Genomic DNA, 20,548 nt, shown 5'->3' with positions numbered 1-20,548 from the left:
ATCAGCCGGCATCTCGCCTTTCATACGGCGGGTGAATTCTGCTGCTTCCTGCGGGAAGGCTCTGGCGTAGGCGGCGAATTTCTCGTTCCACGCGGACTCTTTCGCCTGACCGGCTTCTTTCGCATCCAACCGGGCATAGATTTCAGACGGAATTTCAAACGCCGGGTGTTTCCAGCCGAGCGCTTCGCGGGTCAGCGCGATTTCCGCGTCGCCCAGCGGCGCGCCGTGGGAGTCGTGGGTACCGGCTTTGTTCGGCGAACCGAAACCGATGATGGTTTTGCACATCAGCAGGGACGGTTTGTCGGTGACCGCACGCGCTTCTTCCACCGCGCGTTTAATCGAGTCAGCATCGTGACCGTCAACGCCGCGCACCACATGCCAGCCGTAGGCTTCAAAACGCTTCGCGGTGTCATCGGTGAACCAGCCTTCGACGTGACCGTCGATGGAGATGCCGTTGTCGTCATAGAACGCCACCAGCTTGCCCAGTTTCAGGGTACCGGCCAGGGAGCATACCTCGTGAGAGATTCCTTCCATCATGCAGCCGTCGCCCATGAACGCATAAGTGAAGTGGTCAACAATGTCGTGGCCCGGGCGGTTGAACTGCGCCGCCAGGGTTTTCTCCGCAATCGCCATCCCCACCGCATTCGCAATGCCCTGCCCCAGCGGTCCGGTAGTGGTTTCCACGCCCGCGGTGTAGCCCACTTCCGGGTGGCCCGGGGTTCTGGAGTGCAGCTGACGGAAGTTCTTCAGCTCTTCGACTGGCAGATCGTAGCCGGTGAGGTGCAGCAGGCTGTAGATCAGCATCGAGCCGTGACCGTTGGACAGCACGAAGCGGTCGCGATCGGCCCAGGACGGGTTCTGCGGATTATGGTTCAGGAAATCACGCCACAGGACTTCGGCAATGTCAGCCATACCCATCGGGGCACCCGGGTGGCCGGATTTGGCTTTCTGTACTGCGTCCATGCTCAGGGCTCGCAGCGCGTTGGCGCACAGGCTGCGGGTGGTTTTTGTGGTATTCATAAGTCTCTTTTCCTGCCCTTACAGCATCTGCTGAATCTGATTTTCCAGTTTGACCTGATCGACCGCGAACAGGCGGATACCTTCCGCCAGTTTTTCCACCGCCATCGGATCCTGATGATGTTGCCAGAGGAACTCCGCCTGAGTCATCGGGCTGGGGCGGGTTTCCGTCACGCAGCCGGGCGCCAGCTGGCGACTCAGCGTCCCTTCACTGGCGGCCAGCTCATCAAGCAGCGCCGGGGAGATAGTCAGGCGATCGCAACCTGCCAGCGCCTGGATCTGCTCGATACGGCGGAAGCTGGCCCCCATCACCACGGTGTCGTAGCCGTGCGATTTGTAGTACTGATAAATCTGGCGCACGGAAACCACACCCGGATCGCTGTCGACCTGATACTCCGACTGCGGTTGGTTTTTCTGATACCAGTCGTAAATACGCCCCACAAACGGCGAGATTAAAAAGACGCCCGCTTCGGCGCAGGCCCGCGCCTGGGCAAAGGAGAACAGCAGGGTCAGGTTACAGTTGATACCGCTTTGTTCCAGCTCCTCTGCGGCGCGAATCCCCTCCCAGGTGGCGGCCAGTTTGATGAGGATGCGTTCCGGCCCGACGCCGTTCTTTTCATACATTTGAATAAGCTTGCGCGCCTTCGACACGCACATCCCGCGATCCCAGGCAAAACGGGCATCGACCTCGGTAGAAATACGACCGGGCACATGACGCAGCACCTCGGTACCGATATCCACCGCCACCTGATCGCAGGCGTTTATCAGCTGCGTTTCCGGGCTGCCGCCCTGCCGACGCGCCTTGCCGATGGCGTCGGCAATGAGCGCCTGATACTGCGGGAGCTGCGCGGCCTTCAGCACCAGTGAAGGGTTGGTAGTCGCATCCTGCGGGGCAAATTTTTTGATCGATTCGATATCGCCGGTGTCGGCAACCACCGTGGTGTATTTTTTCAGTTCGTCTAACTGGCTCATAGTCTGTTCCTTATATTACGACTGCGGATATTAATCTCTGGCGTGCTGGTGTTCGTAATAGTCGATACGCTCCACTTTCGACGCGGAGCCGCCGCCTTCATATTCGGATTCAAGCCAGGCCTGAATAATTTTTTTGCCCAGCTCCGGGCCAATCACGCGCGCGCCAAGAGTGATAATCTGCGCGTTATTACTTTTGCGCGCCCGCTCGGCGGAGAAAGTATCGTGGCATTGGGCGGCTCGTATCCCCGGCACTTTATTCGCCACAATGCTCATTCCAATACCGGTGCCGCAAATCAGGATGCCGCGATCGTGCTCGCCCTGCTTTATTGACATTGCCACCGCGTGGGCAACATCCGGGTAGACCATGCTGCCCTGGCGTTTATCGCTGCTGTAATCCGCGACCTTAATTCCCTGCCCATTCAGATAAGCGACGATAGCGTCGCGAAAAGCATAGGCGGCATCATCCGCACCAATAGCGATTGTTTTCATGATAATTTCCTTAATTTAGCTGTACGTCTTAATTTAGTTCCGGATAGAAAAAGATTTGGTCGCCACGCTGAATATTCTGGGGGACGTCACCATTGAGATGCACCATCCCCGGTAATTCAGCGGTGGCAGCGCCATCAAATTTTAAAGTGATATGGCCAAGCTGTTTTAAATTTGCCGTTGCAACACCACCTACCGCCGTGACTCGATAAATAGTCTCATTTATTTTCATTATCTGCCCGGGTGCCAATTCAGCTGTCAGCTCACTGCTCTGATGTACGGCGCAATACATCGCAATATCGTCAGGAACGGATTCAGAAAATAAAATCAGCTGATGCTCCTGTAGATAGTCTTTGACATATTTCCCGACAGCCGTGATAAGTAATGAATACAACGGCGCAGTCATATTATTTGTTCCCTTTGGTGGCAGGCGAAGATAACGTCACTTTCTCTTCACTGGTTTCTTCTTTTACCGGTTCAACCCTCGGCGCGCGCTTTTTCAAACGCTTATCAAACCAGGCCACCAGTATCGGCGCGGTAATCATGGTGATGATGCTCGCCGTCGCCAGCTGCGCGGTCGCGGCATCCACGTACATCGCCAGCGAGGGATCGGCCTGAGCCACCATTGCCGGCGTCAGCGCAGAGCTGGCGGCGGTCGTCCCCAGCGCGGCGCCCAGCGCGGTTTTCTTCTTCAGGAACAGGTTGTAGATAAAATAGAACACAATGCCGGTTAGCGCAGAGATAATGCCAAGCAGGATCCCGGACAGTCCGGCGGTAAAGACCGTGTTAATGCTGGAATTGGCGCCGATGGCAAACGACATAATAATGATAATCAGCGGCTGAGCGGCGGCACACAGCTGTTTGAAACGCTCATCAAGGTTGCCCCACAGCATACCAATCAGCAGCGGGATCAGCATCGATAGCAGCGCGGCGAAAGGAATATTGGCCAGGCCGCTGACCCCCAGCACCATCATGGTAACAAAGGGCCCATCCTTGACGCAGAAGACGGAGATCGCCCCGGCATCGCTGGCATCGCCGTAGTTGCTGCACAGCGCGATATATAGCGAGCTGTTGGAGCTGGTTAAACAGGCAATCAGCGCCAGGGTCGAAATACCGAGGAAACCGTTGGGGCCAAACATCGCCCCGGCCACCCATACGGCCAGCGCGCCGGCGAGGCATTTCAGCAACAACAGCACCGCGCCTTTATAGAGCGGCAGGCCGGCCTGGCGGATATTGATCGAGGTACCACAAATCAGCAGAAAAATCCCCATCATTGCGCTGGAACCGACTTTGAATAATGCGGTCGTCGGGCCGCCGATGCCCAGGACTTCTGGAGCAAAGGTATTAATAAGAATCGCCACGAGCAACGGAATAATAATTAAACCGCCTGGCACCTTATTCATCTTCTCTAATATATTTATGTTCATAGGGTAACTCATAAATTATGATTCAACAGAGATAACGACGCAATACTACCCGGACGACCATTACGTCGCTTTTTATTTATATGACCTGTGGGTTATAGCTGCGCTTCTTTATAAATTCTTTCAACAATTGTACTAATAATATCTTCTGGTCCGGTTAAACCGCCTTTGCCGACGCAAATCAATCCCGCATAATCGCCGCCGATAATACGCACCATATCGGTTTGCGGTATCACGTAGTCAATCATTTCAATGCCGGTAGCGCCAAGCTCTTTAAGAACATTCACCATCGTATCGCCGCCGGTCATATACAGGCCTTTAATTTCTCCGGCTGCGCAGTTAAGCACTTCACGAACAATATTCCCCAGTCCCTGGTTAATATTTTCCGCAGCCTGTCCGTGGACCAGCCCAAAGCGCTGCTCTTCTTCCTGAAGATTCAGCAGCCGCCCGGTTAACGCGGATTCAAAAACGAAGATAGCGTTCTGCTGCGCCGGCACGCACTGCCGGGCATGCTGCACCACGCGATTCACTTCGATTTCAGCGGCGTTTTTCCTGTCAACCAGCAGTTCGGCATCAACAGGGATGTGACACACTCTTTCATCATTAGCGATCAGGTACTGAAGCTGCTTTTTGGTCACCGGCGTGGCGCTACCGGCAACCACCAGAATCGAACCGCGCGGGTTTTCCGCCCCTGACGACGCTGTTGCGCTGCTGCGCGCTTCCCGCACCAGGCCACGACGGACCGCAAGCCGCTCGGTAAAAGGCCCCGGGTCGACCGCCAGCACGTTCCAGTTCAGCGCCACCACCGCCCCGGCAATCGCATCGACATCGTCAACGGTGATCGCATCGACGACGATCACCCGCACGCCGCGCTGCTGCTGTTCCTGGAGATCCCGCTGCAGTTGCTCCTCGCCTTTCATTACCGACGCCAGCGCGATATGCCCGACCTGATGATGGGTCTGCGCCGCCAGCAATCCCGGCACCCAGGATTCGGTAACCGGAGTACGCACATCGCGTGCGACATCGGTTCGCGAAAGCGCGACGGAGTCAATTACCGAATAGCCGCCAACCAGAATTCGCCGCGACTGCGGCATCGCCGGCACGACGACGGCAACCGTTTCCAGCGGCAATTGTTCCAGCATGGCATCAATTTCAAAGCCGATGCCGCCGCGCAGCGTGGTATCAATACGCTTGGTAAAGTAGTGCGCGCCGCGCGCCTGCAGCTGCTTCACCGCGGCGCTGACCTGCTGCTGGGCTTCCGCTTTCGGCAAAGGACGGCTGTCGCTGCTGACGACCATCGCCGGATACTCCACCTCATTGCGGGCGAAGGATTCAGTATCGAAGAACGCGGCGGTTTTTAACCCGCTACGCGCCAGCAGCACCCCGACGGTGGTCGCACCGGTCAGATCGTCGGCCACGATCCCCAGCTTACCGCTTTCCCCCTGCGGCCAGATCATTTCAATACAGGCGGGCGTCACGCCGGAGACGTAGATCCCTTCATGAATAAACTCCGCCAGCGGACCACTTTTACCGGTGGGATGGAGGTTAATCGTCGGAATACCGCGTTTGGGATAGAGACCGCAGCGTAGCGTGCCGCCGCAGTCGATAACCATCAGACCGATCTCCTCTTCCGGCGGCTCGCCGTTTTTAAATACGTCGACGGAAGGCCAGCCGGTCAGTTCGCTCAGGCGCTCAACAACCGGGGGACAAATCCCCCCGGTGATATAAGCAATCTTTTTCGCCTGGCTAATATTAATGGTCAGCGGCCCGCCCCAGCCCTTACAGCCTTTGCTAATTAACAGATGTTTTTCCATTTCTCTGCCCTTTTGCTTCGCATTAACCTCAGCGATTAGTGGTTTTTCATTTTCCAGTAGCTCACCGCGGCCATTGTGGACTCCAGCATACTGACGGTGCCCGCTTTACCGGTGCCGGCAATATCAAACGCCGTGCCGTGGTCTACCGAGCTACGCATAAACGGCAGGCCAAAGGTAATGGTCACGGAACGCTCAAAATCGAGGGTTTTACAGGCGATATGCCCCTGATCGTGGTAAAGCGAGAGGATGGCGTCATAGCGCCCCTGTTTACCCAGATGGAAGACGGAATCTGCCGGCACCGGGCCGATGGCGTTAATCCCCATTTCCTGCGCCGCTTTGACTGCCGGGATGAGGTTATCGGCTTCTTCGTGGCCAAACAGGCCGTTGTCTGAACCATGCGGATTCAGCGCGGCTACCGCAATGCGCGGATTTTTGATATTCAGCGCGGTAAACTCATGGTGGATCTGCTGTACGCAGGCCAGAACGCGCTCTTTATTGGCGTAATCGCAGGCGTCTTTAAGCGCCATATGACGGCTCACGAAGAAGACCCGCAGGTTATGAACGTGGAACATGGTCAGGCCATAATCGGATTGCGTTTCAACCTGATAGATTTCGGTATGACCCGGCAGTTTACATCCCGCCAGCTTGATTGCTTCTTTATGAATCGGCGCGGTAGAGACCACATCGATCAGGCCGGCTTTCCCCAGTTCGATAGATTTCAGCACATAGTCCAGCGACATCTGCCCCGCCAGCTTCTGCACTTTGCCCCATTCAATACTCCCGCAGTCATACTCACCGGTTTCCAGCACGTCCAGCGTACCCCAGCTGAAGCGAGCTTCCTGCGGATGGCTAATTTTGTTAATCGGAAAATCACAGCCCATGATTTTCATTGCTCTGGCGATAATCGGCGCTGAGCCAATCAAAAAAGGTTTGCACTCGTCGTAGACGCTTTTCTCCATCATCGTCGCGACTGAAATCTCCGGACCAATCCCGGCAGGATCGCCAATGGTAAGTGCGACAACGGGCTTTTTCTCTTGTGACATCGTGGACCTCTCGTAGTGAAGTTCGGTTTGTTCATATGTTCAATAGTGAATCATATGCTCAAAACATTACCTGATGATTGAGAGGTTATTGGTGATTTAGATCACATAAAAAAATCCATAGATTTATTTTATAAAAAAATGTGATCTAACATATGTTCATTGGGTGATAAAAAGTTCAATCTCTCTCATTAGCGAAAGCCATTTCACGACAAGCTATTGATTTACCTATTATGGAGAACAAGATGGAACAAATCTGGTTAGGAACCAGCTGGAAAATGAATAAACCGTTATCGCAAGCCATGGCCTTTTGTGAAACGCTGGCGCAGCGGTTACCGCAGGTGAGGCATCCGAAAATCCAGCCGTTTATTATTCCCCCTTTCACCGCCATTTATCCCGTCAGCCAGTATCTACAGCAGCATCAGATCCCCTGCCTGACCGGCGCGCAGAATATGCATGAAGCGGAAAACGGCGCCTGGACCGGTGAAATTTCCGCCGCCATGCTGGCTGAAACCGGCGCCTCCCTGGTCGAGCTTGGTCACTCCGAGCGTCGCGGCGCGTTCAATGAATCCGACGCCGCCATTAACCAAAAAGTGCATCGCGCCCTGCGTCACGGCCTTCGACCTCTGATCTGTATCGGCGACAGCGCCGATGAAAAACGCTGGCAGGTCTCACGGGAAACGGTAGTGCGGCAGATGAAAATCGCGCTTTATGGCCTGAATGAACAGCAGGTTTTACACACTCTGGTTGCCTATGAGCCCATATGGGCTATCGGCGAACACGGCACGCCGGCGACGCCGGAGCAGGCCGCAGAGATCCACCGGGCGCTGCGTCAGGCGTTATGCGAGACCTTCGGCGAAGAAATCGGACGGCGCATTCCCCTGCTGTACGGCGGTAGCGTCAATCGGCAAAATGCCGTAGAACTGCTTCAGCAGGATGACATTAACGGACTGTTTATTGGCCGCGCGGCATGGGATGCCAACGGCTATTGCGACATTGTTCAACGCGTTACAGAGGAATTTATTCTTCAGGCGCAGTAGTATTAGGGAGACATCAAAGATGGAAACACCAGGCGATAACTATGACTGAACAAGACTCAGATTATGCGCTGCTGACAGAAATTGCCGTGGCCTATTACGATCAGGAGCAAACCCAGGAAGAGATTGCAAAACGCTTTGGGATCTCACGCATTAAGGTCGGTCGGTTGCTGAAAAAAGCTCGCCACGAAGGGATTGTCGAGATCAGCGTGAAATACCACCCGGTCTTCAGCTCCCAGATTGAGCAGCAGTTTATCTCCCATTTCGGCATCAAGCGCGCACTTATCGCCCTGGACCATCACGACGAGGATGAACAGCGCCAGCAGGTCGCGGCGCTGGTCAGCAACTATCTCGCCGGGATCCTCAAAAGCGATATGACCGTGACCGTCGGGCAGGGTCGCAACGTCGCCGCCGTGGCCAACCACGTGGGGATCTTTCCAGAACGCAACTGTCGCTTTATTTGCGGTATCGGCGGCACCAAGCGCGACAACCAGCTGATCGATGCCGATCACATCAGTCGAAACCTGGCGCGTAAATTCAACGGTTTTAGCGAAACGCTGTACGCCCCGGCCTATGTCGAAACGCCGGAACTGCGCTCAGCGTTTATGCAAAACCGGCTGATTAAAGCCACGCTCGAACAGGCAAGCAAGGCGGATGTAGCCATCATTGGCCTTGGCGATATGAACGAAAATAGCTTTATGGTGCAGCTCGGCTGGTTCTCCCCACAGGAAATTGCGACTGCGCGCCAGGAACAGGGCGTAGTGGGCGATCTCGCTGGCTATAGTTTTTTCAATATTCAGGGTAAACCGGTTGATACGGTGATGAACGATCGGGTTATCGGGCTGAGCCTTGAACAGCTTCGCGCCATCCCGTGCGTGATCGCCATTGCTTCGGAAAGCACCAAGGCAACGGCGATCCTCGGCGCGCTGCGCACCGGCGTAATTGATGTGTTGGCCACCAGCGCATCTAATGCCCGGGCGGTGATCAATATGCAGAAGGCGCTATGAATAAAGGGCGCCGAGGCGTCCTGAATTTCATGAGCGGCCTGCCCAGGCGATTGCCGTACGCTTTTTCCGGGCGGTGGCAAAAGCCGGGATTATTTCTTGCCCTGATTTTTCGTTAAGACAGCATCAAGCTTGCCCGCAATATCATTCAGCGGCTTCCACAACGCGCCCAGCACGATAAGCGGCCCGAACCACGCCGAACCGCCCTGCGCGCTCTGGCCCTCAATCAGCAGAAACAGCAGATGAAACAGGCAGGAAGCCGCGGATACGACGCTGAGAATAAGAGAGAGGATGAACAGAATATTTCTGCTATCAGAAAGACGAGGCAGGCCATACTGACTCCACAGGCCAACCCCCACTGCGGCCAAAAATATCGCAGCAGATAGTGCTAATGGGCTATCCATAGCCACTCCTGTTTTCCGTAACGCGGTATTGGTGAGGTTGCGTCTACCCGGCCAGCTGTTTCAGCAGCTTTTCCACAAAGCGCGGCACTTCTTCGCTTGCCGGGCCATAGTGTTTCTCGGCAAATTCGCTGCCTACCTGGCTTGGTTCGAGATTTAGCTCAACCGTGTGGGCGCCCTGCAGCCGCGCTTCATGGACAAACCCTGCCGCCGGATAAACGTGCCCGGAAGTACCGATGGCGATAAAGATATCCGCCTCCGCCAGCGCCAGGTAGATTTCATCCATATCCAGCGGCATCTCGCCGAACCACACCACGTGCGGGCGCAGCGGCGCGGGAAACTGGCAGCAGTGACACTTATCTTCCGTCGTCACATCACCGGTCCACGCCACCACCTGGCCGCTCCACGAACAGCGCACCTTCAGCAGCTCGCCGTGCATATGGATCACCCGACGGTTGCCCGCGCGCTCGTGCAGATTATCGATATTCTGGGTCACCAGTAGAAAATGGTCACCCAGTCTCTCTTCCAGCCGCGCCAGCGCCTGATGCGCCGCATTGGGCGCAATGTCCGGGCTTTGCAGCTGACGACGGCGATCGTTGTAAAACGCCTGCACCAGCGCCGGGTCGCGGGCGAACCCTTCCGGCGTTGCGACGTCTTCTACCCGATGCTCCTCCCACAGGCCGTCGGCGGCGCGGAAGGTTTTAATTCCCGACTCCGCCGAAATACCCGCGCCGGTTAGCACCACGACTCTTGGTTTTTCCATCGTTTCAGGTGTCTCCTTATCTTCGCCGAAGAAAATCCGCTGACGCAGACGGTCTCGTAACCGACGCTTATTGCGGCGAAATCGGCTTAATCGATGTAAGCGGCGCGACTGCATAGCTACCTCTGTCGTTAATGAGTCAGATGAAGGAAGGCCGCACCGCGCATACCTCCCGCATCGCCATGACGCGCGCGTTCGATGCGCGGCACGCTGGCAACGGGGAGCAGATGTCGCGGCAGGCGCTGCGCCAGCCCTTCGGTTATTGCTGTAAAGTTAGACAATCCCCCGCCCAACACCAGCAGATCCGGGTCGACAATCGTTAAAATATTGCCCAGGCACACCGCCAGCAGATCGAGGTAGCGCTCAACGTGCTCGCGCGCCTTCGCGTCGCCCTGCTGCCAGAGCGCGACGATCTCGGGTGAGGTTAAGGATTGTTGGTAAAAATGGTGGTACAGCCAGGCAAAGCCGCGTCCGGAAAGGTAGTTTTCAATGCAGCCCAGTTGGCCGCAGCCGCAGCGCGTAAGCGGGAAATCGCGCCCTACAACTTCCAGCGCATCCACCGGCAGGCGGATATGGCCGAATTCGCCGGTTATATAGCGATGCCCGGTAATCGATTTACCGTTGAGCACCAGCCCGCCGCCAACGCCGGTGCCGAGGATCATCCCCATCACCAGCGGGTATTGGGTAAATTCGTCGTCCCACGCTTCGGAGAGGGCAAAACAGTTGGCGTCGTTATCAAGCCGCACATCGCGCCCCAGCCGCTCGCTCAGATCGGCCCGCAGCCGTCTGCCGCTGGCGGCAGGGACGTTGGCGGCATAGAGCGTACCGTCTTCCGTCTCCGGCATGCCGGGAATACCGATGCCCACCGAACCCTGACAGCCGAAGCGCTGGTCGGCCTCCGCCACCAGCGCTTCTACCGCTTGCAAAAAATCTTCATAGCTCTCTTTTGGCGTGGCGACGCGTTTTTCCCACTGCAGCCGCCGCGCGTTATCAAATACGCCCAGCGCTATTTTGCTGCCGCCAATGTCAAATCCATAGTACATTTCAGCCATTCCTCTTTACCGATCGGCAACGCCGACCATGACGATAAATTACTGGCCACTCAGCACCCTCGCCGGGTCAATGCGGCTGGCGCGGCGGGCGGGATACCAGCTGGCCAGCAAACTCAGCAACAGTGCCGTCACCAGCACGTAAACGACGTCCAGCCAGTGCAGTTCAGACGGCAGGAAGTCAATAAAATAGATGTCGCCGGAGAGGAATTTATGCCCGATCAGATCCTCAATACCGTTAATGATTGCGGTCAGCTTAAATGCGCAGATAACGCCAATAGCCACGCCAATCAGGCTACCTACCGAACCGGCAAGTAAACCATACCATACGAAAATCGCGCGGATCAGCCCGTCTTTTGCGCCAAGCGTGCGCAGCACCGCAATATCGCCGCTTTTATCTTTCACCGCCATCACCAGGGTCGAGACGATGTTAAAGCAGGCCACGCCAATCACCAGCACCATCGCCAGATACATAATGGCGCGAATCATCTGAATATCCCGGTACATATAGCCGTAGGTACCGATCCAGCTTTTGATGTAAACGTAGCTGTTGGTCACTTCGCCCGCATCGCGTACCAGCGTATTGGCATGAAACACGTCGGTCACTTTGATAGCGATCCCCGTCACGCTGCTGCCCATATCCAGGTACTGCTGCGCATCCTGCATGGGAATCATGGCAAAACTATGATCGAGCTGGCCGCTGAGCTGCAAAATGCCGGTAACATGAAGCCTGACGCGCTTTGGCTGCAGCAGCTGGTGCTCGGCATCGGAGTTAGGGATCATGATCGACACCCAGTCGCCCTGCTTGACGTGCAGCGCATCGGCAACGCCCTTACCGAGGATCACCTGCTGCTCGCCGGCTTTAAAGCTGGCCCACGCATTGTTCTGCACAAAGTTGGGTAACGAACTGAGACGGCTTTCCTGCTGCGGGTCGACGCCTTTCACCTGAATTGCGCGCATGTTGCTGCCGCTCTCCACCAACCCGGTGAAGTTAATATAAGGCGCCGCGGCAACGATACCTTTGACCTTTTCAACCTTCGCCAGCGCCTCGTTCCAGTTGTTCCACGGCTGGTTTACCGGCTCAATTTCACCGTGCGGGACCACCGCCAGAATGCGGTTATTGAGCTCGCGTTCGAAGCCGTTCATCGCGCTCAGGCCAACGATCAACACCGCCACGCCCAGCGCGATACCGATGGTCGAAATAACCGAAATCAGCGACACCATCCCACCGCGCCGCCGTCCACGGCTGAAGCGCAGGGCAATCAATAACGATAACGGAGAAGCCATTACTCGGCCCCCATCAGGGAGAGTTCAGCGGTCAGGCGCCCGTCGCGCATCTCCAGCTGGCGGCTCATGCGTTTTGCCAGCTGGAGGTCGTGCGTCACCACCAGGAAGGCGGTGCGCTGGGCGACGTTCAGCTCGCCAAGTAGCTGAAAAATGCTGTCGGCGTTGCGGGCGTCAAGGTTACCGGTGGGTTCGTCCGCCAGCACCAGACGCGGTTTATTAACCAGCGCACGAGCAATCGCGACGCGCTGACGCTCGCCGCCGGAGAGCTCCGACGGACGGTGATCGCTACGGTGCTCAAGCCCGACGGAGCGCAGCATCGCTTTCGCCTGACGCTCGATATCCGCCGCCTTCTGTTTACCAATCAGCAGCGGCATCGCTACGTTTTCCAGGGCAGTGAAATCCGGCAGCAGATGGTGAAACTGATAGATAAAGCCCAGTTCGCGATTGCGCAGATCGGCGCGGGCGGCGGCGGAGAGCCGGCTCATTGGCTGGCCGGAAAAGATAACGTCACCGGAGGTTGGCGTGTCCAGCCCGCCCAGCAGATGCAGCAGCGTACTTTTGCCGGAACCGGAGGTACCGACAATCGCCATCATCTCGCCCTCTTCAATGCTGAAGCTGACATCGTGCAACACGTCGGTCTGCACGGTGCCTTCCTGATAGCGTTTGCACAGGTTGTCGCATTGCAGCAGGATCTTATTCATAACGTAAAGCCTCAGCGGGTTGAGTGGCGGCAGCGCGCCATGAAGGATACAACGTAGAGAGTAATGCCAGCGCCATGGCCACGAGGGCAATGACGATGACCTGCAGCGGCTCAATAGCCACCGGCAGCGCGGCGCCGTCGAGGAACGCGCCGATAATCGGCATCAAATTATTGAGCTGGCTGGCAAGCAGCGCGCCCAGCCCGGCGCCGAGCAGCGCACCGACGATCCCGGCGCTGGCCCCCTGGACCATAAATACCAGCATGATCTGCCGCGGCGTCAGGCCGAGGGTCTGCAGGATCGCCACTTCACCCTGTTTTTCCATCACCATCATGCCCAGAGAAGTAATGATGTTAAAGGCGGCCACGGCGATAATCAGGCTCAGCAGCAGGCCCATCATATTTTTTTCCATCCGCACGGCCTGGAACAGTTCGCCTTTTCGCTCGCGCCAGTCCTGCCATTTGGTGCCTTCCGGCAGTTTCTGCTGGCTGAGCGTGTCGACCTGCAGAGGCTGACTCAGCCACAGACGCCAGCCGGTAATGTTCCCCTGGGGGTAACGCATCAGGCGAGAAGCATCGTCGATATTGGTCAACATCTGATAGCCATCGACTTCGCTGCTGGCGGCAAAGGTACCGATCACGTTGAACAGGCGCTGGCTGGGAAGCCGCCCCATCGGGGTAAACTGGCTGGCGGAAGGCACCATCACGCGGATCCGATCGCCGCGGTTGACCCCCAACTGCCCTGCCAGCTGCTCACCCAGGATGACGTTATATTTTCCGGCCTGCAGATCGCTCTGCTTCACGTTAACCAGATAAGGGGTCAATGGATCTTTTTGCGCCGGGTCGATGCCGAGCATCACGCCAACCGCTACGCTGCGGGCGCTTTGCAGCACCACATCGCCGGTGGTCAGCGGCGCCACGCGGGTGACGCCCTGTAGTCTGGCTGTGCTTTCCGGCAGTTTTTGCGGGTTTATAGACCCCTGCTGTGCGCTGAGAATGGCCTGCGGCATCAGCCCCAGGATGTTGTTTTGCAGCTCGCGCTCAAAGCCGTTCATCACCGAAAGAACGGTCACCAGCGCCATCACGCCAAGCGTAATGCCAATAGTGGAAAGCCAGGAGACGAAACGACCGAAGCGGTCGGCTGCGCGCCCGCGCATATAGCGAAGGCCGATAAAAAGTGCGGCAGGTTGATACATGTAATCCATCTGATTGCTGATAGCCGATGTCCGAGTATATAAGCGATTATGAGCAGCGTAAATGACTGAAACCTGTAGATTTTATTGGCAAAATCAGTAAAAAATCAATATAAACAACAACATAGAAACATAAGTCGTTATTTAACTTTACGCTTATCGGAGTTCGTTACATTTTCGTCCGTAACATGACCTTTGCGATACGGGTTGGCGAATCCTGGTCGATCGCTGATAATCAGACTATTGAATATCAGCGAGTTGCCCTCCATATCGGCAGAGCGAATCCTCAAGAGATCATGATACCGTCTATGCCTGAACAATACCGATACTCTCTGCCGGTTAAAGCCGGCGATCAGCGCCAGCTTGGCGAACTGACCGGCGCGGCCTGCGCCACTCTGGTGGCTGAAATGGCCGAGCGCCACGGCGGCCCGGTGGTACTGATAGCCCCCGATATGCAGAACGCCCTGCGTCTGAATGATGAAATCAGGCAGTTTACCGACAGCATGGTAGCAGGCCTGGCGGACTGGGAAACGCTCCCCTACGATAGCTTCTCTCCGCACCAGGATATTATCTCTTCACGTCTCGCCACCCTGTACCAGCTCCCGACCATGGAACGCGGCGTGCTGATCGTCCCGGTCAGCACTCTCATGCAGCGCGTCTGTCCGCATAATTTCCTCCACGGCCACGCGCTGGTGATGAAAAAAGGCCAGCGGCTGTCGCGGGATGCGCTGCGCTCGCAGCTGGATAGCGCCGGCTATCGTCACGTCGATCAGGTCATGGAGCACGGCGAGTACGCCACGCGCGGCGCATTGCTTGATCTGTTCCCGATGGGCAGCGAGCAGCCCTACCGTCTCGATTTTTTTGATGATGAGATCGATAGCCTGCGTCTGTTCGACGTCGACAGCCAGCGAACGCTGGAGGAAGTCGCCAGTATCAACCTGCTTCCGGCGCACGAATTTCCGACCGACCAGGCCGCTATCGAGCTGTTTCGCAGCCAGTGGCGCGACCGCTTCGAGGTTAAGCGCGACGCCGAGCATGTTTATCAGCAGGTCAGTAAAGGCACGCTGCCTGCGGGGATCGAATACTGGCAGCCTCTGTTCTTTAACGAACCGCTGCCGCCGCTGTTCAGCTATTTCCCGGCGAAAACGCTGATCGTCAACACCGGCGATCTCGAAGCCAGCGCCGAACGCTTCCAGAATGAAACCCGCGCTCGCTTTGAAAATCGCGGCGTTGATCCGATGCGTCCGCTTTTGCCGCCGGAGCAGCTGTGGTTGCGCAGCGATGAACTGTTCAGCGAGCTGAAAAAATGGCCGCGCGTGCAGCTCAAAACCGAACGCCTGGCGGAGAAGGCCGCTAATACCAATCTCGGCTATCAAAAATTACCCGAGCTGGCGATTCAGGCGCAGAACAAAGCGCCGCTGGATAACCTGCGCCGATTCCTCGAATCCTTTAGCGGGCCGGTGATTTTCTCGGTTGAGAGCGAGGGACGCCGCGAAGCACTCGGTGAAATGCTGGCCCGCATCAAGATCGCGCCAAAGCATATTTTGCGTCTTGAAGAGGCGACGGGTAACGGCCGCTATTTGATGATCGGCGCCGCCGAGCATGGCTTTATTGATAGCCAGCGCAACCTGGCGCTGATTTGCGAAAGCGACCTGCTGGGCGAGCGCGTTGCCCGCCGTCGTCAGGATTCACGCCGCACCATCAATCCGGATACGTTGATTCGTAACCTGGCGGAGCTGCATATCGGTCAGCCGGTGGTGCATCTGGAGCATGGAGTTGGGCGCTATGCCGGAATGACGACCCTTGAAGCGGGCGGCATTAATGGCGAATACCTGATGCTGACCTACGCCAACGACGCCAAACTGTACGTCCCGGTGTCCTCACTGCATCTGATTAGCCGCTATGCGGGCGGGGCGGAAGAGAATGCGCCGCTGCATAAACTGGGCGGCGACGTCTGGGCGCGAGCGCGGCAGAAAGCGGCCGAGAAAGTGCGCGACGTGGCCGCCGAGCTGCTGGATATCTATGCCCAGCGCGCGGCGAAAGCCGGCTATGCGTTTAAACATGATAAACAGCAGTATCAGCTGTTTTGCGACAGCTTCCCGTTCGAGACCACGCCCGACCAGGCGCAGGCTATTAACGCCGTCCTGAGCGATATGTGCCAGCCTCTGGCGATGGACCGTCTGGTGTGCGGCGATGTTGGCTTCGGCAAAACGGAAGTGGCGATGCGCGCCGCTTTCCTGGCGGTCGAAAACCATAAGCAGGTGGCGGTGCTGGTGCCAACCACCCTGCTCGCCCAGCAGCACTTCGATAACTTCCGCGATCGCTTTGCTAACTGGCCGGTGCGTATTGAGATGCTTTCGCGCTTTCGCAGCGCCAAAGAGCAGGCGCAGATCCTTGAGCAAGTCGCGGAAGGAAAAATCGATATTCTTATCGGCACCCATAAACTGCTGCAGCCGGACGTTAAGCTGCGCGATCTCGGTCTCCTGATTGTTGATGAAGAGCACCGCTTTGGCGTGCGTCACAAAGAGCGCATCAAGGCAATGCGCGCCGACGTCGATATCCTGACCCTGACCGCGACGCCTATTCCGCGCACGCTGAATATGGCGATGAGCGGTATGCGCGATCTTTCGATCATCGCCACGCCGCCCGCCCGCCGTCTGGCGGTCAAAACCTTCGTGCGCGAATATGACGCGCTGGTGGTACGCGAGGCGATCCTGCGTGAGGTGCTGCGCGGCGGCCAGGTTTACTACCTCTATAATGACGTGGAAAACATCCAGAAAGCCGCCGAGAGGCTGGCGGAGCTGGTGCCGGAAGCGCGCATTACCATCGGTCATGGACAGATGCGCGAGCGCGAGCTCGAGCGGGTGATGAACGATTTCCATCACCAGCGTTTTAACGTGCTGGTCTGTACCACCATTATCGAAACCGGGATCGACATACCCACGGCGAACACCATTATTATTGAGCGTGCCGATCACTTCGGCCTGGCTCAGCTGCATCAGCTACGCGGACGCGTTGGCCGGTCGCACCATCAGGCCTATGCCTGGCTGCTGACGCCGCATCCGAAAGCGATGACCCCCGATGCGCAAAAACGCCTTGAGGCTATTGCATCGCTGGAAGATCTCGGCGCTGGCTTTGCGCTGGCGACCCATGACCTCGAAATTCGCGGCGCGGGCGAGCTGCTGGGCGAAGATCAGAGCGGTTCTATGGAAACCATCGGCTTCTCCCTCTATATGGAGCTACTGGAAAACGCCGTTGACGCGCTGAAGGCCGGGCGCGAGCCCTCGCTGGAAGATCTCACCAGCCAGCAAACCGAAGTTGAGCTACGGATGCCGTCGCTGCTGCCGGACGACTTTATCCCGGATGTGAATACTCGCCTGTCGTTCTACAAACGCATTGCCAGCGCGAAGAGTGAGAATGAGCTGGAGGAGATCAAAGTCGAACTTATCGATCGCTTTGGCCTGCTGCCGGATCCGGCCCGGAATCTGCTCGATATCGCCCGGCTGCGCCAGCAGGCGCAGAAGCTGGGGATCCGCAAGCTTGAGAGCAATGAAAAAGGCGGCACCATTGAGTTTAACGAGAAGAATAACGTTAATCCGATGTGGCTGATTGGCCTGCTGCAGAAGCAGCCGCAGCACTATCGACTGGATGGCCCGACGCGCCTCAAATTTACGCAGGACCTCGCCGAGCGTAAAACGCGGATGGACTGGGTGCGCCAGTTTATGCTTCAGCTGGAAGAGAACGCCACCGCTTAACGGTGCCCGGGATACGATCCGCGCGTCGTATCCCGGCCCCCTCATATTCGGCAAAATTTACAAACAGTTTGCAATCCCTCTGCACTTCCACACACTCTTTCGACCATAATCTCAGGGACTTTTCGTATAAAAATAACCACTTACTTAATATGGAATTAAGGTAATGAAGAGCTTTTCGCGACTTTCTTTCTGGCTGGGGATGATGGCTATCGCCGCCGCGCTGGCGCTGCCCGCTCGCGCCAATACCTGGCCCCTGCCGCCTCCGGGCAGCCGTCTGGTCGGGCAGAACCAGTTCCACGTGGTCGAGAATAATGGCGGCTCGCTGGAAGCGATCGCTAAGAAGTACAACGTCGGTTTTCTGGCCCTGCTTCAGGCGAACCCCGGCGTGGATCCTTACGTTCCGCGAGCCGGTAGCGTGCTGACGATTCCGCTGCAAACTCTGCTGCCCGACGCGACGCGAGAAGGGTTAGTCCTTAACCTGGCCGAACTTCGTCTCTATTACTATCCGCCGGGCAAAAATGAAGTGACCGTGTACCCTATCGGCATCGGCCAGCTCGGCGGTGATACCATCACCCCAACGATGGTCACCACCGTATCCGACAAACGCGCCAACCCAACCTGGACGCCTACGGCCAATATTCGCGCCCGCTATAAGGCGATGGGCATTGACCTGCCTGCCGTTATGCCCGCCGGGCCGGATAACCCGATGGGCCACCACGCCATTCGTCTGGCAGCGTACGGCGGCGTCTACCTGCTGCACGGCACCAACGCCGATTTCGGTATCGGCATGCGCGTAAGCTCCGGCTGTATTCGTCTGCGCGATGATGATATCAAAGCGTTGTACAATGAAATTAGCCCGGGCACCCGAGTGACGATAATCAATACGCCTATTAAGGTATCCGTTGAGCCGAACGGTACCCGTCTGGTAGAAGTGCACCAGCCGCTGTCAAAGCATATTGACGACGATCCGCAGACCCTGCCGATTACGCTCACTGACAGCATGCAGGCTTTCAAACAGGCGCAGTTGACCGATACCGAAGTGATGGAACGTGCAATGATGCTGCGCTCCGGTATGCCGGTTGATGTGACCCGTCACCCTCGGGCCAGCGAACAGTCGCTATAGTTCATCCGCTAACGGACGTAAAAAAACCGCCTTCAGTTCACACTGAGGCGGTTTTTTTATGGCAATAATCAAACAGAGTACAGCTTTACTGCGTTTCGCGGCGCCATAAAGGGGTGGGCGCCGTGTCTCAGCAGGGAATAACTTACTTCTTACTTCGCGCGGTCAGCTGAAGGGGGTCAGAACCGCGCGTGGTCAGTGGCAAAACAGGGGTGGTGCTAAATTATTTATAGATAACCGCGGTTCCGTGAAGGGTATTTGGACCGGTTACTGAAGTGATACGGTAAGAGGTTGCACCCATCTCTTCCGCTTTTTGCGCCAGCTGATCTTCCAGAGAACCCAGGTTGGTGCCAGCAGAGGCGGAAACGGTACCGATTTTATGCTGGCCCGCCGGAGTGGATTGAACTTCAACAGCGGCAAAGCTGGCGAAAGAGAGCGAGCTGAGAACAGCGGCGATGGTTAATGTTTTAACATTTTTCATGATTATTAAACCTGTGCAGATGAATATTTTTGTAGGGACGAACGCATTTACTTAACGATCGATAGGTAAATAATAATGTGATCCACATCACACGTCAAACTATTTTTATAACGTTCGTTTAACTATTTACAAACAGCTTAAAATTCATACATATATGAATTATTTATTTTTAGGCCTGCATCGCTGGCAGCCCGTCAGCTTTATTTTTATAATGCTTCTTCAACACACCAACACAGGTACAGCGGCACCATGACAACTGACGTTCAAAGTTGCACGAAAAAAAGCCGTGGCCGACCTAAAGTGTTCGACAGGGAAGCGGCGCTGGATAAGGCCATGACACTCTTCTGGCAGCACGGCTATGAAGCCACCTCTCTCGCCGATCTAGTCGAGGCGACGGGCGCAAAAGCGCCAACGCTTTATGCCGAGTTCGTGAATAAAGAGGGGTTGTTTCGGGCGGTGCTGGATCGCTACATCTCGCGTTTTGCCGCCAGGCATGAGGCGCTTTTGTTTGACGACGAGAAAACCGTCGATCGGGCCTTGCGCGATTATTTCACCGCCGTCGCGACCTGCTTCACCAGCAAAGAGACGCCAGCAGGCTGTTTTATGATCAATACCTCTGCGGCGCTGGCGGCCTCCTCAACCGATATCGCCAATACCGTGAAGTCGCGGCACGCGATGCAGGAACAGACGCTCACTCATTTTCTCCAGCAGCGGCAGCTGCGCGGCGAACTGCCGCCAGACGGCGATGTTCATCAGCTGGCGCAGTTCCTGAACTGTATACTGCAGGGGATGTCCATCAGCGCCCGCGAAGGCGCCGATTTCACTAAAATCATGCAAATTGCCGAAACCACGCTGCGGTTGTGGCCCCAGGTTCTTCAGCGCTAATTTCTCCTTTACCGGTGGGCGCACCACCGGTTTCACCCCGCCTTACCCACACATTACGTCATGTTTTCAGTCGTTTATTTCTTTTTTTCTCGAGAATGATATTGATAACAATAATCAATACGGGCA

At 56.4% G+C, this 20,548-nt stretch carries 19 protein-coding genes and 1 pseudogene; 5 read left to right on the top strand and 15 right to left on the bottom strand.

Annotated features, from left to right (window positions below):
* The 7 genes from ABLV12_RS04020 to pdxA all read right to left on the bottom strand — a co-directional run.
* On the bottom strand, positions 1 to 1,020 hold a 1,020-nt coding region (locus ABLV12_RS04020), incomplete at its 3' end, for a transketolase (RefSeq protein WP_348866793.1).
* A gap of 18 nt (positions 1,021 to 1,038) precedes the next feature.
* The gene (gene tal / locus ABLV12_RS04015) at positions 1,039 to 1,989 is read right to left on the bottom strand and encodes a transaldolase (protein ID WP_004112205.1); all 951 of its coding nucleotides are present in this window, start codon (positions 1,987 to 1,989) and stop codon (positions 1,039 to 1,041) included.
* Positions 1,990 to 2,019: 30 nt separating this feature from the next.
* Positions 2,020 to 2,478 carry a ribose 5-phosphate isomerase B gene (gene rpiB / locus ABLV12_RS04010; RefSeq protein ID WP_004101165.1) on the bottom strand — a complete coding sequence of 153 codons (459 nt, stop codon included), beginning with the start codon at positions 2,476 to 2,478 and terminating at the stop codon, positions 2,020 to 2,022.
* Positions 2,479 to 2,506: 28 nt separating this feature from the next.
* Entirely contained in the window at positions 2,507 to 2,881 is a 375-nt protein-coding gene (locus tag ABLV12_RS04005) for a PTS glucitol/sorbitol transporter subunit IIA (RefSeq protein WP_004112203.1), read from the bottom strand.
* Between the two features lies 1 nt (position 2,882).
* On the bottom strand, positions 2,883 to 3,902 hold the full coding sequence (locus ABLV12_RS04000) for a 2-keto-3-deoxygluconate permease (protein ID WP_004101158.1): 1,020 nt from the start codon (positions 3,900 to 3,902) through the stop codon (positions 2,883 to 2,885).
* A gap of 92 nt (positions 3,903 to 3,994) precedes the next feature.
* Positions 3,995 to 5,713 carry a four-carbon acid sugar kinase family protein gene (locus ABLV12_RS03995; protein ID WP_348866791.1) on the bottom strand — a complete coding sequence of 573 codons (1,719 nt, stop codon included), beginning with the start codon at positions 5,711 to 5,713 and terminating at the stop codon, positions 3,995 to 3,997.
* Between the two features lie 35 nt (positions 5,714 to 5,748).
* On the bottom strand, positions 5,749 to 6,756 hold the full coding sequence (gene pdxA / locus ABLV12_RS03990) for a 4-hydroxythreonine-4-phosphate dehydrogenase PdxA (protein WP_064396837.1): 1,008 nt from the start codon (positions 6,754 to 6,756) through the stop codon (positions 5,749 to 5,751).
* A 242-nt stretch (positions 6,757 to 6,998) separates the two neighbouring features.
* On the opposite strand from pdxA, the gene ABLV12_RS03985 reads away from it, so the two are divergent.
* Together ABLV12_RS03985 and ABLV12_RS03980 are read left to right on the top strand one after the other, a co-directional pair.
* Complete coding sequence (locus tag ABLV12_RS03985; protein ID WP_004112199.1) at positions 6,999 to 7,793, top strand: triose-phosphate isomerase; 795 nt, start codon at positions 6,999 to 7,001, stop codon at positions 7,791 to 7,793.
* A gap of 41 nt (positions 7,794 to 7,834) precedes the next feature.
* On the top strand, positions 7,835 to 8,797 hold the full coding sequence (locus ABLV12_RS03980; protein ID WP_004101147.1) for a sugar-binding transcriptional regulator: 963 nt from the start codon (positions 7,835 to 7,837) through the stop codon (positions 8,795 to 8,797).
* Between the two features lie 89 nt (positions 8,798 to 8,886).
* On the opposite strand, the gene ABLV12_RS03975 is transcribed toward ABLV12_RS03980, so the two are convergent.
* The 7 genes and pseudogenes from ABLV12_RS03975 to ABLV12_RS03945 all read right to left on the bottom strand — a co-directional run.
* The gene (locus ABLV12_RS03975) at positions 8,887 to 9,198 is read right to left on the bottom strand and encodes a hypothetical protein (RefSeq protein ID WP_064396835.1); all 312 of its coding nucleotides are present in this window, start codon (positions 9,196 to 9,198) and stop codon (positions 8,887 to 8,889) included.
* Between the two features lie 43 nt (positions 9,199 to 9,241).
* Positions 9,242 to 10,072: a Sir2 family NAD+-dependent deacetylase gene (gene cobB / locus ABLV12_RS03970; RefSeq protein ID WP_004101139.1), complete on the bottom strand. Its 831-nt coding sequence runs from the start codon at positions 10,070 to 10,072 to the stop codon at positions 9,242 to 9,244.
* Between the two features lie 14 nt (positions 10,073 to 10,086).
* Positions 10,087 to 10,998: an N-acetylglucosamine kinase gene (gene nagK, locus ABLV12_RS03965; RefSeq protein ID WP_004101137.1), complete on the bottom strand. Its 912-nt coding sequence runs from the start codon at positions 10,996 to 10,998 to the stop codon at positions 10,087 to 10,089.
* 48 nt (positions 10,999 to 11,046) lie between these two features.
* Positions 11,047 to 12,291: a lipoprotein-releasing ABC transporter permease subunit LolE gene (gene lolE, locus ABLV12_RS03960; RefSeq protein ID WP_004112196.1), complete on the bottom strand. Its 1,245-nt coding sequence runs from the start codon at positions 12,289 to 12,291 to the stop codon at positions 11,047 to 11,049.
* Positions 12,291 to 12,992 (bottom strand): lipoprotein-releasing ABC transporter ATP-binding protein LolD, encoded by a 702-nt coding sequence (gene lolD / locus ABLV12_RS03955; protein ID WP_004101134.1) that lies wholly within the window; start codon positions 12,990 to 12,992, stop codon positions 12,291 to 12,293. Before lolD ends, lolE begins: the two co-directional genes overlap by 1 nt.
* Positions 12,985 to 14,184 (bottom strand): lipoprotein-releasing ABC transporter permease subunit LolC, encoded by a 1,200-nt coding sequence (lolC, locus tag ABLV12_RS03950; protein WP_123829555.1) that lies wholly within the window; start codon positions 14,182 to 14,184, stop codon positions 12,985 to 12,987. The genes lolD and lolC overlap by 8 nt, the downstream gene beginning before the upstream one ends.
* Positions 14,185 to 14,384: 200 nt before the next feature.
* Positions 14,385 to 14,450: pseudogene (locus ABLV12_RS03945) on the bottom strand (hypothetical protein); the annotation flags it as partial.
* 39 nt (positions 14,451 to 14,489) lie between these two features.
* Here ABLV12_RS03945 and mfd point away from each other — a divergent pair.
* Together mfd and ABLV12_RS03935 are read left to right on the top strand one after the other, a co-directional pair.
* The gene (mfd, locus tag ABLV12_RS03940) at positions 14,490 to 17,936 is read left to right on the top strand and encodes a transcription-repair coupling factor (protein WP_017146119.1); all 3,447 of its coding nucleotides are present in this window, start codon (positions 14,490 to 14,492) and stop codon (positions 17,934 to 17,936) included.
* A gap of 163 nt (positions 17,937 to 18,099) precedes the next feature.
* A complete protein-coding gene (locus ABLV12_RS03935) occupies positions 18,100 to 19,059 on the top strand; it encodes a L,D-transpeptidase family protein (RefSeq protein ID WP_004112192.1) in 960 nt (319 codons plus the stop codon).
* A 220-nt stretch (positions 19,060 to 19,279) separates the two neighbouring features.
* Here ABLV12_RS03935 and bhsA read toward each other — a convergent pair whose 3' ends face one another.
* Positions 19,280 to 19,537, bottom strand: coding sequence for a multiple stress resistance protein BhsA (bhsA, locus tag ABLV12_RS03930; protein ID WP_004101130.1), 258 nt, complete (start codon positions 19,535 to 19,537; stop codon positions 19,280 to 19,282).
* A 249-nt stretch (positions 19,538 to 19,786) separates the two neighbouring features.
* Between bhsA and ABLV12_RS03925 the strand changes: the two genes are divergently transcribed.
* On the top strand, positions 19,787 to 20,422 hold the full coding sequence (locus ABLV12_RS03925; protein WP_004101129.1) for a TetR/AcrR family transcriptional regulator: 636 nt from the start codon (positions 19,787 to 19,789) through the stop codon (positions 20,420 to 20,422).
* Positions 20,423 to 20,548: the final 126 nt, after the last annotated feature.

This window comes from Klebsiella sp. CN_Kp100 (assembly GCF_040065315.1).
GTDB lineage: Bacteria > Pseudomonadota > Gammaproteobacteria > Enterobacterales > Enterobacteriaceae > Klebsiella > Klebsiella oxytoca.
Note: the sequence above shows the minus strand (reverse complement) of the source record. Positions and strands in the feature narration are given on the sequence as shown.

Bases quoted from the DNA above. Each gene is read 5' to 3' on its own strand.
- ABLV12_RS03985 (WP_004112199.1), top strand. From the start codon at position 6,999: ATGGAACAAATCTGGTTAGGAACCAGCTGGAAAATGAATAAACCGTTA.
- ABLV12_RS04005 (WP_004112203.1), bottom strand. From the start codon at position 2,881: ATGACTGCGCCGTTGTATTCATTACTTATCACGGCTGTCGGGAAATAT.
- lolD (WP_004101134.1), bottom strand. From the start codon at position 12,992: ATGAATAAGATCCTGCTGCAATGCGACAACCTGTGCAAACGCTATCAG.
- ABLV12_RS03995 (WP_348866791.1), bottom strand. From the start codon at position 5,713: ATGGAAAAACATCTGTTAATTAGCAAAGGCTGTAAGGGCTGGGGCGGG.
- ABLV12_RS03975 (WP_064396835.1), bottom strand. From the start codon at position 9,198: ATGGATAGCCCATTAGCACTATCTGCTGCGATATTTTTGGCCGCAGTG.
- ABLV12_RS03925 (WP_004101129.1), top strand. From the start codon at position 19,787: ATGACAACTGACGTTCAAAGTTGCACGAAAAAAAGCCGTGGCCGACCT.
- cobB (WP_004101139.1), bottom strand. From the start codon at position 10,072: ATGCAGTCGCGCCGCTTACATCGATTAAGCCGATTTCGCCGCAATAAG.
- mfd (WP_017146119.1), top strand. From the start codon at position 14,490: ATGCCTGAACAATACCGATACTCTCTGCCGGTTAAAGCCGGCGATCAG.
- nagK (WP_004101137.1), bottom strand. From the start codon at position 10,998: ATGTACTATGGATTTGACATTGGCGGCAGCAAAATAGCGCTGGGCGTA.
- lolC (WP_123829555.1), bottom strand. From the start codon at position 14,184: ATGTATCAACCTGCCGCACTTTTTATCGGCCTTCGCTATATGCGCGGG.
- rpiB (WP_004101165.1), bottom strand. From the start codon at position 2,478: ATGAAAACAATCGCTATTGGTGCGGATGATGCCGCCTATGCTTTTCGC.
- lolE (WP_004112196.1), bottom strand. From the start codon at position 12,291: ATGGCTTCTCCGTTATCGTTATTGATTGCCCTGCGCTTCAGCCGTGGA.
- bhsA (WP_004101130.1), bottom strand. From the start codon at position 19,537: ATGAAAAATGTTAAAACATTAACCATCGCCGCTGTTCTCAGCTCGCTC.
- pdxA (WP_064396837.1), bottom strand. From the start codon at position 6,756: ATGTCACAAGAGAAAAAGCCCGTTGTCGCACTTACCATTGGCGATCCT.
- tal (WP_004112205.1), bottom strand. From the start codon at position 1,989: ATGAGCCAGTTAGACGAACTGAAAAAATACACCACGGTGGTTGCCGAC.
- ABLV12_RS03935 (WP_004112192.1), top strand. From the start codon at position 18,100: ATGAAGAGCTTTTCGCGACTTTCTTTCTGGCTGGGGATGATGGCTATC.
- ABLV12_RS03980 (WP_004101147.1), top strand. From the start codon at position 7,835: ATGACTGAACAAGACTCAGATTATGCGCTGCTGACAGAAATTGCCGTG.
- ABLV12_RS04000 (WP_004101158.1), bottom strand. From the start codon at position 3,902: ATGAACATAAATATATTAGAGAAGATGAATAAGGTGCCAGGCGGTTTA.